Source organism: Bacillus cereus ATCC 14579 (assembly GCF_000007825.1).
In the GTDB taxonomy this organism is placed as follows: Bacteria; Bacillota; Bacilli; order Bacillales; family Bacillaceae_G; genus Bacillus_A; species Bacillus_A cereus.
Window position 1 is genome coordinate 4,985,710 of record NC_004722.1, and the last position, 14,743, is coordinate 5,000,452.

The following is a 14,743-nucleotide window of genomic DNA, read 5'->3' on the forward strand; positions in this document are numbered from 1 at the left end:
GTTTTCCTAACGTTTTATTCCATTCACTTGTAAATATCCTAATTTTTCAATTGCAATATCTGATAGTACTTTAGAATTTTCTTCTATTACATATAGTAAATGATCAGGAAGTTTTTCTTTCATTTCATCCGTAATCGTCGTCCAATATTTATAAGTCGGTAATATTTTATTGCTCCATTCTTCAATTTCAATATCCATGAAATTTTGAGTTTGATAAAGACTAAAATACTGTTCCTTTGTAATATACTTACCAAGTGTAATGGTTTCTAAAAACCTCTTCTCTACTGGAGTTAAAGATTTCTTTACATACCAATCACATAAACTAAAAGGAGCACCATTTTTTAATACTCTATGTACCTCACTTAAAACCTTTTCCCTATTCATATGCATGATACTCTCTAGAGCGTATGCACCATCAAACATACCTGACTTAAAGTTTAATTGATGTGCGTCCATATTCATTAGCTTTACCCTGCTATTAATTTTCTCTTTAGAAATTAGCTTTTTCCCAATTGCAAGTTGCTTTTCGGAAATATTTATACCTACAATTTTACAATTTTCCTTTTTACTAATTTGTACTGCAGTAAGCCCGGAGCCACATCCAATATCTAATAGTACGTCAAGATCTGATGCCGCAACTTTACGTGCCATATATTCTACCGTTCTATTTTGAGCATCCTCCATGGAATCTTTTTCTAATTCAAAAATTCCCACATGATAGTGTTGCGAGGGGGCAACACTCCAACTTATATGCCCTATATCATTATAAAAATCCTTTGTATCTTTTACATTATTTTCATACATAAAATTGTTCTCCTTTAGTTTTATTCAATAAATTATTGGTTAGCCTCAATAAAGGTCTATATTTACCAATAGACATCTGGACAGTTATATTATTTTGAATACCAAAAAACTCCTCCAAATTATCAGCCCTATAACCTAACATTGGATGGCTCCCTAGGTTCAAACCTGCAGCATTCAATTGTATTTGATGCATAATTCTCCCTGCCTCCATTTGCATGACTCTATAGCCTCTAAATTTCATATTTTCTATAAATTTTTTCATGTTTAATACTAAGTGCACAATTAAAGGCATTTCTACTAAATTAAAATTTTTTCGTGTAAGATTCTCCTGAAAAACACTAGAAAAATCACCTTTATGTTTCAAAACGAAACTTTTATTACTTGGATTATAGTAATAGTAGCCTTTTGGTAAACCTTCAATCTTATTGGCATAAAAGTAAATTTCAACATCCTTTAGAACACTATAATTATCGCTAAAAATATCATTTTTAAATTGTTCCTGCATTCCAACATCTAGAACTTTGTGAACATGCTGAATATTCAAAAAATCAGACAAAAAGTTCTCTCCTGGTGATATACGACTTACAGAAGCCTTCAAAATGTCATAATCATATTTTTCTTTATGAACAACATTTGCCTCCTCTTTAAAAGATGCTATTTCATTTTTTTTAACTTTAATTAAGCCACTATTGATAATATTACTATTGATTTTATAAATATCCTGACATACATTTTTGGGGCCAACATTTAAATGTTCAATATAATTGAATGTTGTATCGTTTTTAAAGTACTCAAAAGCGGGAACCTTATTTTCACTTTTATATGAATTATTATCCATATCTATAGGCAAAACTACGTAGCTGCTTTCTTCCTCAGCGTTGATTCCTAAAAAATCATTAATTTTTTTATCATCAAAGTGATACCTAATCTCCGAATTAAGACCTAATTTCTTTGAAATTAGGTGAGCTTGGCTTACAATAGCACCGATATCTAAGCCTTGTAAACGATACGAGAAATTTAAATATTTAAAGAAGTTTTTCCAATAAAATGATGTTATAAAAATATAAACATTTCTATCTTGATTATATTGCAAAGATTTTTTGATAAATTCTTGAAAATTTCCTTCCCTTAGTAAAATTAATCTCGGTCCCCTAACATCAAAATAATATAATCCTGACTTGATACCTTTAATACTCTCCACATATAAGTAAATTTCCCCAGGATATAAGCCGCCACCTGAGGCTACACTTCTTCTAAAAAAACTTAAGGATGTATTCTGACCATTTAATGTTGGTTTTGTTAACCAATTGTAGCTGGTAAAACCATAGGTATACCACAATAAATAACTAATAATTTCGAAATTTGAATAATCAATACCATCTAAATCATTAATACAAATCGGAAAGTTATCGTCTAAATCTATCGATTCTCTATTCCTATAAATTTTAAAAGGCAAGGGTCTATCATAATTACTTAAATCTAAATTGAAATCTGAAGCTTTAGCAGGCGAATATTGCAAATTATATAAAAAATCTTCAATATCTTTGTAAGTCTTCAACATTATTATCCCTCCCTTTACCAAAATCCCTTATTAATTCCAAAGTATCTATATTATATTTTTCTTCAATAATTTTATAGATATAGTAGCAAAGTAGATATCTATCTTTATTTTGAATCCCTAAATTTCGTATTAATAAGTACGTAAATACAGTTATTAGGCGTGAACCTAAAAAGTTTATATCTTTATTCATAAAATTAGAGAAATCTGGATTATTTAATATCGTCTTATGAAACTGACTTTTTTCTAGAAAATCTCTTTCTCCTGGTTTTTGTAGTAATTCAATATTAAATACATGCAGGTTCCCCTTCTCAATATCAGTAGTCATCTCTTTCTTCATTTCTGTAATAATATCCGATAATTCGCTCAAGCTACTTCTGTTGTTATTATCTATTATTTCTGAAACTTTCGATTCTAGGTACTCTTTGTTATTTAAGTAGTTCTTATGAAATATATCTCTAATTTTATTTGGATCTTTCCATCTAGTAAAAAATCCATTTACATGAGATGCATAGGATAAGTAGCCTTTTTTTATTGAATCATAATTATAGTGCGCTGAAATTAACATTATCTCTAGCGCAAATTCTATTTTTTTATTGTAACTCTCAAAATTTTGATTTAGTATATTAAGGCTAATTTCATTTGTCTTTTTAAAAAATTCTGCCAGATATTTATCACCTAACATCCCAAAATTCCCTTGTGTCTCATTAAATATTGAATTTTTATAAATTTTATATTTAGCCCCAGAATTCTGTAAAATTTTATTTAATTGATTTTCTGTAACAATTTTGTTGTTGATATAAACATCGATAATTGGAAAATCTTTACTATATTTAAAAACATAGAAAAAACCCTTATAGTTATTTATAAACTTAACTGCTACAGGCTCTATATTTTTTATTAACATAGTCTCAGCATTACTTCCAGTTAATACAATTTTATGATACTGCTCCATTTAATCATCCCTTTCTACTCTTATACAATGATTTCAAACTACATAAAAGCATATAGCTTAAATAGGCTTCTTCTTGCGGCATGATACCAAGCCTATTGTTTGTCATATGAACATAACTTGTAACTATAAAAGCAATCTTTTGAGGGATATTTATATATGCTAAAACATCTTTATCTATTATTAATTCTCCCCGATCCCAATCATTTTCTAAATTCTGTACAGTTAAATTCAAATGATTACTCCATTTTTCTCCTAACATACCTTTATTATTATTAGAATTGAAATAGTTTACTACAATTTTGTCTATTACTTTTTTTTGCTTAATATATTTGTTAGCGAAGAATTCTTCAACGTTATTGGTATTGCTGTATACATATCTTTTCCATATTAGATAATAGCCTTCTAAAAACTTAATACTCTCTTGTAAGTTCATATTCATAGCTTTTAAATAAGATAGTATAATTTCAATAGATATGCGCAAACGATTTGTCTTTTTATTAATTTCTTGTATTAACTTCAAACACATTATACTTGAATGGTAAAAATGTTCTTCCGCAATCTCTATTCCATTTTCTCCTCCATATCGTTTATACTCTGGATTATATTCTAGATGAATAATATGATTATTCTCTCGAACACATGTTGACTCAGTACCCTCTTCAAGACTAGCTAATTTTGCTAATTGATTCTTTATCATGTTTCTATCTAATGTTGATGAAGAAGGATATGTTTTCAAGAATTTAGAAACAAAATCATTAAATTTATAATCAACTTCTTGAGATTTATTTAATGTACAATAAAGTCGCACTCTAATATGAGGTCCGCCTTCCCAATATCTTATAAAAAAAAATTTACTAATTAATTTCTTTTTTATCAATTCATCTAAAATTGGTTTGATACAATTTGTAATTAGAAAATCTTGATTTTGATGATAAAAAATATGATAAGCCTTCCATATAAAATTATTCTCGTTCATATAATCATTCCTTTATTAAAAAACCTCAACTAAAAATTCTACACATTTTTTACTATTTTTTTGATAATACACATCATCTGGATGAGGATAAACTTCTTGAATTGTTACTGTATTATTAACATCTTTAATAATCTTTCTTAAGGCATCGATATGAAAGTAATTATTAAAATTAACATATTGAGGTTTACGATGTTTAGTTTGTTTAATTTCTGCAATCCAACTTCCTAAATCTTGATTTAATAATTCATTCTCACTAAAAGCGTCCATTGTGTTTGCAACCCTTAAAAATATATCTTCCGGTAGTTGATTTTCTTTCACCCACTTATGGAAGTTAATAAAAGTTTCAAATGTATCTTTAGAAAATTCCTTTTGTATTTCCTTCGCATTAATTTTCCATGTTCTTCTATCCAAAGCTACTGATCCTAACATAATTCTAGGTAAAAGTGAAAAATTATTATTGTGTTCATTTAAGAACTTGTTCCAAAAAGAATACTCTATCCCATTTGATTCCGAAAATCCACATAAAAACTTATATAAAGATGGGGACAATGCTGGAAACAAAAATCCCAATGGAAGTAATTTAACATTCTGTCTATATTGTTTAGAATATAATTTTAGTTGGTCAGAATTAGAATCATACAATACTTCAATATCCTTTAATGCTACTTGATTAATTCCTTTACTAGGATTGCATCCTGGATAAGTAATTTCATAATTTAAAAGATTAGGATGCATATTAAGATTTAGACCTAACACTGCATTTAAATCTGTTAAAACCCCCCCATTTTGATCATATTTTTTATACTGTTCTATAAGAGAATTAATAAATCTATTATTTTCCTTGTATTCGCTATTTAAAAATAAATTACCATATCTTGAAAAGTGCTTACCTAATCCTGGCCCTATCTTATTTAAAACTAAAATTCTATTATCTTGATTATCATAGGCTATTTGAAAATAGAAAGAATAATTTTCCTTACTCTTCAATAAATCAGGGAACTTGTTAATAAATTTCTTTAACCAACTTTTATTTAAAAAGATAGTGTCTAACCCCATATTAATTTGTGTTTCTAGATAATCATAAAACTCTGTTCTCAATTTTTTTAAATAAAGATATGTATCATTTTTTCTAATTTTCTTCCATAATAAATTTTTATCATATTTATTAAACTCTCTATAGAATTCTAATAAATCTATTGCCCCCTTGTTACCATATATATCCTTAAAAATTATATTCATACTTAATTTTTCAAGGATATTATCATCAAAAAGTGGCATTAAATTCTTAATTAAATTAAAATCATCAAGATGCGTTTTCCATTGATTTTCATTTAATATAATCTTAGTATTTTTATAACTAACATCCTCGAATAATAGAGAGGTCAAATCATTAGACTCTAATTTTAAATCAAATAAACTATAAATCTTCTTTATATGTTCTTGTAAATTTTTTAAAAGTACATAACGTTTTTGGTAATTGGATTCAGAGAAAATCGCCTGAATTTTTTCTATTTCTACAAGGTGTGAGACCGATTTTTCAACTAATGAATCTTTAATCCCCAATAAGTTTTCTATCAAATCTTTCGTGTAATTGTCCGATTGTTCGGACACACCTAAGCTAAAATCTAACACTCCCATTTTCTCTAACTTAAATAAGTAATTATATAAAGCTTCAGTTTCATAATTTGTTTTTTCGGAAAGAAATGATACAACCTCAACTATATTCATTGAAGATATTCCTTCAAAATATTGAATTAACTCCTTTAAGAGCTCGCTCTTTTTTATCTTTATAAAAGCTTCACCAGTAAAAGCTTGACTAGTCCCATCTTTACCTCTTCGAAAAAACATATAATTTTCCTCTTCGTTTATCGTTTGATTTAACGAAACATAACATTTATTTTTTATAGATATTCGATTTAATAACATTCTTTCAATTTTTTTTAAATAAACCATGTTTATTCGAGTGTGACCTTTGCTTTCCTTAGTATTTATTTCAAAACTTGAATCTTCCTGACTAAAAAAACCGTAATTTAATCCTGTAAATGAACTGAAGGGAGTTGGCTTAAATATCATACGACTTAGGTAATTAATTAGAGACTGTTCAATATTCCTCATCTTTTTTGGAGGATGACTTTGATTATCTTGTAAGTATTCTAGGAGATTTTCATAAAGTTGAGTATTTGAGACTTGAATGGCTTTTATATATTCACTATTACTAAATAACTGCTTTAATTTCCCTCTTTTTTCCTGTATTTCCATTTTAAAAGTTTCTCTCATCAGATGTAGCGTGCTTTGATATTCTTGAGCTAAATTTAACCATAAATTTAATTTATCGTGGTTAAAACCTGAGATATTTTCTAGTTTATACTTTTGAACTCGATTAAACCTCATATTAAAAATATCTCTTTTAAGATTTATTAATACACGTGAAATAGATTGTTCTTTATATAAAGAAATACAATCATGTAAATCTTTCGTTAAGTCTGCTGATAAAGAATTTATTTTCCTTAAAATTCCTTCGGATAATTCTAAACATTCCAAGGTTTTAATAAACTCAATTTCTGAAATAGAGTTTATTTCTTCACCAGATATTCTACATAAAAAATGTGGTACATAGTTTATTGGTTTCATGTTATATCACCATCTTTCATAAAAAATTTATGGGAAAGGATGAGGAGTTACCTGATTGTTCTTAATTTCATTTTCATTCTTAATTTTATGTCCTAATTCCCTTGGAACACGGAATATCCTTGGTAAATTATGTATTCTTCTCATATCATGTCCAAATGTCATAGGTAACATTCCTGGAATAATAACTTTTACACAATACAAGTTGTTAAATTTTATATCTTCCGCGGTTTGATCGACTACGATGATATCTAAATTTATTTTTTTAAAATAATCAATTACATTCAATAAATCTGTATGTATATTGTTGCTATATTTTAAAGGTTCTACCTCACTTAAATCAATTTCAATCGGGCTCTTTAATAGAAAATCAAACTCTTTTTCAAGTTCTTTCAATCCAAATAATAATGAATGATCTTCCATCGTCCGTACAAGTGAATAATTCTTTGCCATTTCGTATAATTCACTTTTCCTATTTTCAAATTTACTTTTGATTGCCTCTAAGATTCCACATAACTCATGTAATGAACTTTCAATTGCTTTATTTATATCTAAATGACAACCTGCAGCACATAAAATATTCATGCCAAAAGCACCTCTATTTTTTGCAATAGCTAAAATAGTTGGTATTTTATTCTCTAAAGTCATATTATACAGATGAATATCATAATCAGTTTGATATTCAAATCTCGTTAATAATAATTGAATCGTCTGATCCTTAATAGATTCTTTTCTTATACGTTTTAATGGTAATTTAGTATACCAAGATATAAGAAAAGCATCTCTTTCCACTACTTCATAAATTCCTTGCAATGTAGCTTCCAATAAATGTCCTCCTAAAGCACATCCATTCGAGATTTCATAAACAAAACTATTTTGAACGCCATCTCTATAATTCGTACCATAATAGGCATAAGTTTCAGGGACTAATATCGCCTTATTCTTATTAAAAGAATACCCCCAGACCCATTTCATTTTTTTATCTGGATTATATTTATTAAAAGGAAATCTTTTTAATTGATACTGTTCTTCCGCGTGTAATCCTAAAACAGATGGATTGAGAGCATTTTCCATTAGCTCATTATAACTACCAAAAACGTTAGTTCTATTCCCCCTTGGTTCCATTCCGCAATATCTCTCTATTCCTTCTAATATTGCAGTTAAGTGACTATTAGCATAATTATCCGTTCTTCCAACACCAACCTCATCCTTTCCAACCTTTAAAGGAAGATTTGCTACCGAAACTGCGAAAGGACTTTCATAATCGTCCAAAAGTTTATTAAATATACCAGTTTCTACATCTAAAAAATTTTTAGATAGGGTATCTTCTAAATATTCTTTTGATAAAAAACGATTTCCTTTCTTTTCTTTAAGAGTATTATCGTTAAGTGCTGTAAAAAATTTGTGTTCTATTAATCTTTTCTCGTCATTATCCATGTGCCCACATACTTGACAATGTGGATTAGGTAAAAAATTATGACCATTGAATCTCAATGTCTTTTTGTCAATAATATACGAAAATTCCGAAACCTCATTATTTATTAGTTTAAATGCTAAAGTAATTGCTAATCCAACCATTGAAGCATTCAATAAATCTCCAGATATTTTTACATTATGTCCTTCTGATAAACATTTCTTCAATTCAAATAAATTAATACGATCCTTTTTTGTCATAAACCATCTATAATATAAACAATCTAAACAACCTTTTTGCTTAGAATTTCTAAAAGGACCTATTAAAATTTTATTAAAAAATTGTGTTATATAGATCCACGGTACATCATAGTCTTCTAACACTGCATCAAGTGACCTATACATCATAGGATTCCATTCCTTTGGAAAGATTAGTACATAACTAAACTTTTTATTCTCTAAAAAGTTTTTTAATAAATATTTCAAATCTTTTTTATTACTATCTATAAAACAAACTTTTCGATTATTTTCATTTAAAAAAAAAGAATCAAAAAATTCTCCAAAGCTTTCATCCCTGATTATAAGGACTTCCTTATTCATTTTTCAATTCACCTAACTTTCTATTAATATTGCTCCAACTATAGAAATTTCTGCTGAAATAACATTATTTTGTATACTACAGATAAAAACTTCTAATTTTTCATCTGTCAAAAACTCTCGAATGCATTCATCATCCCAATCATTAATTCTTTTAAATATTACATCTTCAATATTTATTGTATAGATACTATTTTGTAAATTATTAATAAATTGCCTAAGAGCATTTTCTAATGCTGTATTTAAATTAAATCCTATACTAACTCCCCTATAACTATTGTCACTAACTACTACCAAAAACAAACCCTCTACTAATTTCTTAAAACGCAATTCTATTTTCGCTTTTAAAATGTTAATCAGTTTACAATAGTATTGTATATTTTTATTATCTATATAATCACTTATTTTTAATGGGGAAAGCTCTTGATAATTATCAATTACATTAATTTCCCTCTTTAAAATTGCTTTTAATATTGCTTTTCTGATTGCAAGTTCTTTATCTATGTCGCATGAAATTGTTAATTTTCTTTTAAATTGTTCATCAATAGCTAAAGTGATTGTATCAAGATTCTTAAAGCTATATGATTCCTCTAAGTTAAATTCCCCATTGATTATTAGATGTTCTATGGTTTTATAATAAGTATTAAACCTCGCTTCCTGGTGGGTATCACCAAAGCTAACGACCTTAATTTTTTCACTATTCATGTCACCTAATTTATCCAATTCAACCTCCCATTGCGAGAGCGGAATTTGTTTCCTAGAACCTCTACCTATTTTATTGATATACAAACCGTTGCCTCCGCTTGATTGTTTGAAAGTTTCAATAAAATCTTGTTTTAAGTCTATTTTTTTTTTTACCTGAACAAAATTCCCTTTTAAAGTATCAGTATTTAAAATGTATGCCGCATTAATTAAATCACTTTGCAAACAATTTGTTACATACTTTATAATTTCAAAACTTAGCATACTACTTAATATAGAGTTGCTAGTAAATGTTGTATTTTCTTTAATATTATCTGCACCAATCTCTAATATATTTTCAAATTCCTTCCAATCATCTAAATTTTTTATAATAGGACTAATAATTCCTAATGATTCTTTATTACCTACAAAAATAAATATTTTATTCTGAGAAAAGTCCATACATTCCAGTAGATTTTCCCTTTCATTAACATCATTATTGCAATAAATAACAATGTCTCCCTCAAAATCAAAACGAGAGCCTCTTTTAATATTTTGTATCCCTATGTTTTCTAAGCTTTTTTGAATAGTATTAGATAACTTATTGCTACCATATAAACAAATCTTGAAATTAGAGAGTTTTTTAAATAATTCGATGCCATTATTAGTATAATAATCTATAAATGCAATTTCTTTTTCATAATTTTTATAATAATTTTCATCAATAACCCTTTCGGTATATTTTACAAAACCATTCTTCTCTAATATGGCAATTAATTTTAAAAATTTTTCTTCTTGGGTTTTGCTTAACTCACTCACTATATCTTTCAAAGGTATATTTACCATTCAAATATTTACTGATTTCACTAAAAAACGGGTAAATATTTCTACCTTTGATTGTAAAATAACCTATAGAATTCCTAAAGTATATCCCTTCAGCTGAAGGAAAAAAGAATGTGTCCTCTTTTAATTTAATAAATTGTTTTTCTTTTATTTCTAACATTTGATCATTCCTTTCTATAAAGGGAACAAACATCTCTAAAAAGAGATGTTTGTTTTTTATCAGTATGGGAGGGGGAGAACAATTAAGCTTCTTGAAAAATTAAGTTGTACAACAACTGCATGTACATACGCATGTCGTACATGACGCTCCCATAATTTCAAGCGCTTCGTTTTCTGGCATAGCATCAACATCAACCATTTCAATTGCATCAAAATCTTCAATTTCAAGTGTATTTAATGCTTTTTTAATTTCACTCATGCTTTCCACCCCCTTTTAATCTAAGTATGTACTCTTATATTAAAATCAAGTTGTACAACAACTGCATGTACATACGCATGTCGTACATGACGCTCCCATAATTTCAAGCGCTTCGTTTTCTGGCATAGCATCAACATCAACCATTTCAATTGCATCAAAATCTTCAATTTCAAGTGTATTTAATGCTTTTTTAATTTCACTCATGCTTTCCACCCCCTTTTAATCTAAGTATGTACTCTTATATTAAAATCAAGTTGTACAACAACTGCATGTACATACGCATGTCGTACATGACGCTCCCATAATTTCAAGCGCTTCGTTTTCTGGCATAGCATCAACATCAACCATTTCAATTGCATCAAAATCTTCAATTTCAAGCGTATTTAATGCTTTTTTAATTTCACTCATGCTTTCCACCCCCTTTTAATCTAAGTATGTACTCTTATATTAAAATCAAGTTGTACAACAACTGCATGTACATACGCATGTCGTACATGACGCTCCCATAATTTCAAGCGCTTCGTTTTCTGGCATAGCATCAACATCAACCATTTCAATTGCATCAAAATCTTCAATTTCAAGCGTATTTAATGCTTTTTTAATTTCACTCATACTCATCCCACCTACAAGAAATTTTTGGAAACTAACCCTCCCGAAGAAAATATTACCATAATTGAATACAAAGTCAATAACAATTTCTGAAAATTCTTTTTAAGAGAAAATAAAGACAAATCAAATTATCACTTTTTTCCAAAAGTGTGATATATTTAAATTATCTGTAATTAAATCAATTAGAGAGGAGTATACATATGCTTACTGAAAAACAAGTAAACTTTTTTAAAAAAAATGGTTATCTAATTTTAGAAGATTTTTTTTCTTTACATGAACTAAAACAAATGAAATTAACATTTCAACATAAGATAAAAAATCAAAAGAACTCAAAAGGATTCTATTCAGGCATCTTAACTCAACACCTTAATCTTTGGAATAAGGATTCTTTTTTTAAGAACCTTGTATTTAACAAAAGAATTTCGAGAATTGCAAAAGAACTGTTGGAGACTAAGAATATACGGATTTTACAAGATCATGCCTTAATTAAAAAAAGCATAGTAGGTAAAGCTACTCCTTGGCATCAGGATTTCTCTTATTTTCCAATTAATGAACCTGAAGCATTAACTGTTTGGATTCCGTTTCAAGATGTCTATGAAAAAAATGGATGTATGAGCTATCTTCCTACTTCAAATACATTAGGAAGATTAACTAAAGTTCATATGTATAATATCGATAAACCTTTAGAAGATATAAACATTTCTCCTGCGATAGCTAAACTAAAAGCTGGGAGTATAGTTATTCATCATTCTTTAACTTTGCATTATGCATACTCTAACATAAGTGATAATGATCGGTTGGCCTATGCAATTGTCTATATGAAAGATGAAGTAACTTATAATGGAAACAGACATCCACTGATAGATAAAAATTTATTTGCCAAAAATCAAAAATTAGAAGGGACCAACTTCCCTATTATCGAGGAGAGTGTAACGTTAACATGATAAAAGAACTTGATCACGTAATGATAAAAGTCCAAAATCTAGAAGAAAGTATTACTTTTTATTCAGAGCAGTTACGACTGCAAATAATCTGGGAGTATGATAATTATGTAGGATTTCATAACGGTATAGTTATTCATGATTCGAAAAACAGTGAAAATTTAACTAGCTTTTTCAAAGTAGATTCTGTAGAAGAAACAGTCAAAATATTAAAAGAGAGCAATGTTAAAATTATTTTAGAGCCCACTCCTATTCCGACTGGATATACAGCAGCCTTTCAAGACATCAGTAATAACATTATTCATATTGTAGATAATATTAATCTTTCTTGAATAAACGAAACAATCTATAAATCATACAATTATTTCTCTATTAAATAGATACGTAATAAAACGTTTTATGGTCTTTACCTTTACTTAAAACTTTATTAAAAAAAGACCATAAAATGTTTTAAAGTTATTTTAAATCATAAATTTAACTACTTATCATTTGCTTCCTTTAATTTATCAAAGCGATATGCCTTCACAAACACCGTTAGTTAAGTTATCACAGATGTTTGCTTGGGGCACACCTAGATTCAATATTGGAATAACTCTAACTACAACTTTATTTACACTTCTTTTAGTTGTAAATACGATTACTGCTAAAAGAAGTGTAAATAAAGTTTATCCGTTATCTAAAGAAAATGAAAAACAAACACTGAACTGTGACATATGGGACAGAGGTATATCATATATTATCTCATCGCTGTTTTCTACAATTGAAACTGTACCGCTATCTACATCAACAGGATTTATTTAACTAATAAGACAAAGAAAAGGTGTTCCTTATTGTCAGCCATATAATTGAGTAATTTCTTTTATTACCTTAATGTTTCTTCATAATTCTAGGAATACGTTTCAAATTGTAGACACCCTGAAATTGCCCTGCCAATTTCAGGGTGATTTGACGAACCCCTTTTCTTCGATTTTTAAATTGAGATACCTCTAATATGAATCCTTTCCCTATTTCATCCTGATTTTCTCTTTCGCTTTCCTTGCGAGGAAACGAAAAAATAATTATAATATCCCGAACGTGAAACCACAGGGATTCCACACAAATATCTCACCATGTTTTTGAGGTTGTATTTTTCAATAATAGAACGAATTAACACATATTTTTGGTTAGGTGGGTAACGTTATTTCTTTCCCATCCTCCCTTCCATAAGTTTAATCTTTTTTAACAGTTCATTTTCAACTTTTAATACGTTTCGTTCCGCTTCTAAACATGCATATTTTCTTTTAATTTAAGTTCTCTCTAACTTTCCTTCCCAACTTTTCTTTACGTGTATCTCTTAGGTCAAATGCACCATTTTTCTTATAGGAAGTACGCCATCTATTTCCTGATGATACAATGCGTTGTATGCCAATGATTTCTACATCCAATCCGCATTCTTCAAAAATAATACGAGATGGTTTTCCTCTTTCTTTTTCTTCAATAAAAATATGCTTGAATTCATCAGTGTATAGGTAATCCTTTTCGGACTGACCGATTTTCAGTATCGATTTTTTGATAGTATTTGAACTTTTTTAAGTGTCTTAATGACAGTATTTATACGATAATCACCATAATGTAAAACATCTGCAAGAGCCTCTTCTAATTGCTGATGCGAAGATGTGTGAAGAGTCCATAGCATCCATCGCCGCTTATACGATACATTTCAGTAATTACGTCCGTTTTTTCAAAAAAGTTTTGAATTTGATTATGATAGTGTGGTGCATGTAAAAATAGTGTAACAAAGGTCATAATAGAACCTTCTAGCTTCGCCCTATCGATATTTATCGTATATTTTTGAATAACACCTGCTTCTTCTAATTTATTAATTCGTTTCCCAACAGCCTGGCCAGTCAAATGTACTATCTCCCCAATTTCCTTCGAGTTCATTCTAGCATTTTCTTGTAGTAATTGTATAATCTTAAAATCTGTTGAATCAAACATGGACATCCCCTTCCTATATGAAACGAATTCTATAAAATCTTCATTTCCCCTACAGTTTTTCTCAAAAGTTTTGCACTACAATCGATTAGCTCTATTAGCAATTACATTATTATTAGCGGCTTTCCTTCTTCTTTACAGTGTATTTTTTGGATTACTCGTAGGCACTACAGCAAGCTAGCGATTTTTTATAAATATGAACAAATTTTAGGAATTAGTTTATCTTTTTTTAATGTTTTATTTAGAGGCAGTTTATAGTCAGGTATTAACATAAGAAACGTAGCAACTAAGTTCATATATGACGAACTGCTACCATAATCGCTAACCGTACTACTTGAAATCATAA

13 protein-coding genes and 3 pseudogenes are annotated in these 14,743 nt (G+C 28.4%); 3 read left to right on the forward strand and 13 right to left on the reverse strand.

Annotated features, from left to right (window positions below; translation table 11 throughout):
- Positions 1–6: 6 nt before the first annotated feature.
- The 11 genes from BC_RS25340 to BC_RS25390 all read right to left on the reverse strand — a co-directional run bounded on the left by BC_RS25340 (position 7) and on the right by BC_RS25390 (position 11,485).
- Positions 7–804: a class I SAM-dependent methyltransferase gene (locus tag BC_RS25340; protein ID WP_000273176.1), complete on the reverse strand. Its 798-nt coding sequence runs from the start codon at positions 802–804 to the stop codon at positions 7–9.
- Positions 797–2,365 carry a SagB family peptide dehydrogenase gene (locus BC_RS25345; protein WP_000921487.1) on the reverse strand — a complete coding sequence of 523 codons (1,569 nt, stop codon included), beginning with the start codon at positions 2,363–2,365 and terminating at the stop codon, positions 797–799. Before BC_RS25345 ends, BC_RS25340 begins: the two co-directional genes overlap by 8 nt.
- Positions 2,340–3,317: a lantibiotic dehydratase C-terminal domain-containing protein gene (locus BC_RS25350; protein WP_000438834.1), complete on the reverse strand. Its 978-nt coding sequence runs from the start codon at positions 3,315–3,317 to the stop codon at positions 2,340–2,342. The genes BC_RS25345 and BC_RS25350 overlap by 26 nt, the downstream gene beginning before the upstream one ends.
- Positions 3,318–3,321: 4 nt before the next feature.
- A complete protein-coding gene (locus BC_RS25355) occupies positions 3,322–4,293 on the reverse strand; it encodes a thiopeptide-type bacteriocin biosynthesis protein (protein WP_001004937.1) in 972 nt (323 codons plus the stop codon).
- A gap of 15 nt (positions 4,294–4,308) precedes the next feature.
- A complete protein-coding gene (locus BC_RS25360; RefSeq protein WP_000802628.1) occupies positions 4,309–6,924 on the reverse strand; it encodes a lantibiotic dehydratase in 2,616 nt (871 codons plus the stop codon).
- A gap of 27 nt (positions 6,925–6,951) precedes the next feature.
- Positions 6,952–8,934 (reverse strand): TOMM precursor leader peptide-binding protein, encoded by a 1,983-nt coding sequence (locus BC_RS25365; RefSeq protein ID WP_001031656.1) that lies wholly within the window; start codon positions 8,932–8,934, stop codon positions 6,952–6,954.
- Positions 8,935–8,946: 12 nt separating this feature from the next.
- The gene (locus BC_RS25370) at positions 8,947–10,443 is read right to left on the reverse strand and encodes a hypothetical protein (protein WP_000652100.1); all 1,497 of its coding nucleotides are present in this window, start codon (positions 10,441–10,443) and stop codon (positions 8,947–8,949) included.
- Between the two features lie 271 nt (positions 10,444–10,714).
- Positions 10,715–10,873, reverse strand: a complete 159-nt coding sequence (locus BC_RS25375; RefSeq protein WP_001289699.1) for a thiocillin/thiostrepton family thiazolyl peptide — start codon at positions 10,871–10,873, stop codon at positions 10,715–10,717.
- Positions 10,874–10,918: 45 nt separating this feature from the next.
- Positions 10,919–11,077: a thiocillin/thiostrepton family thiazolyl peptide gene (locus BC_RS25380; RefSeq protein ID WP_001289699.1), complete on the reverse strand. Its 159-nt coding sequence runs from the start codon at positions 11,075–11,077 to the stop codon at positions 10,919–10,921.
- Positions 11,078–11,122: 45 nt separating this feature from the next.
- Complete coding sequence (locus tag BC_RS25385; protein ID WP_001289699.1) at positions 11,123–11,281, reverse strand: thiocillin/thiostrepton family thiazolyl peptide; 159 nt, start codon at positions 11,279–11,281, stop codon at positions 11,123–11,125.
- A 45-nt stretch (positions 11,282–11,326) separates the two neighbouring features.
- A complete protein-coding gene (locus BC_RS25390; RefSeq protein WP_001289699.1) occupies positions 11,327–11,485 on the reverse strand; it encodes a thiocillin/thiostrepton family thiazolyl peptide in 159 nt (52 codons plus the stop codon).
- 197 nt (positions 11,486–11,682) lie between these two features.
- Between BC_RS25390 and BC_RS25395 the strand changes: the two genes are divergently transcribed.
- The 3 genes and pseudogenes from BC_RS25395 to BC_RS25405 form a co-directional block, all read left to right on the forward strand.
- Positions 11,683–12,426, forward strand: a complete 744-nt coding sequence (locus tag BC_RS25395) for a phytanoyl-CoA dioxygenase family protein (RefSeq protein WP_000954677.1) — start codon at positions 11,683–11,685, stop codon at positions 12,424–12,426.
- The gene (locus tag BC_RS25400; RefSeq protein WP_000588818.1) at positions 12,423–12,755 is read left to right on the forward strand and encodes a VOC family protein; all 333 of its coding nucleotides are present in this window, start codon (positions 12,423–12,425) and stop codon (positions 12,753–12,755) included. The genes BC_RS25395 and BC_RS25400 overlap by 4 nt, the downstream gene beginning before the upstream one ends.
- Before the next feature lie 178 nt (positions 12,756–12,933).
- A pseudogene (locus BC_RS25405) lies at positions 12,934–13,221 on the forward strand (purine/pyrimidine permease); the annotation flags it as partial.
- 72 nt (positions 13,222–13,293) lie between these two features.
- Here BC_RS25405 and BC_RS28130 read toward each other — a convergent pair.
- Together BC_RS28130 and BC_RS25415 are read right to left on the reverse strand one after the other, a co-directional pair.
- Positions 13,294–14,005 (reverse strand): annotated as a pseudogene (locus tag BC_RS28130) (HTH domain-containing protein); the annotation flags it as partial.
- Positions 13,988–14,406, reverse strand: a pseudogene (locus BC_RS25415) (Lrp/AsnC family transcriptional regulator); the annotation flags it as partial. The pseudogenes BC_RS25415 and BC_RS28130, both read right to left, overlap by 18 nt.
- Positions 14,407–14,743: the final 337 nt, after the last annotated feature.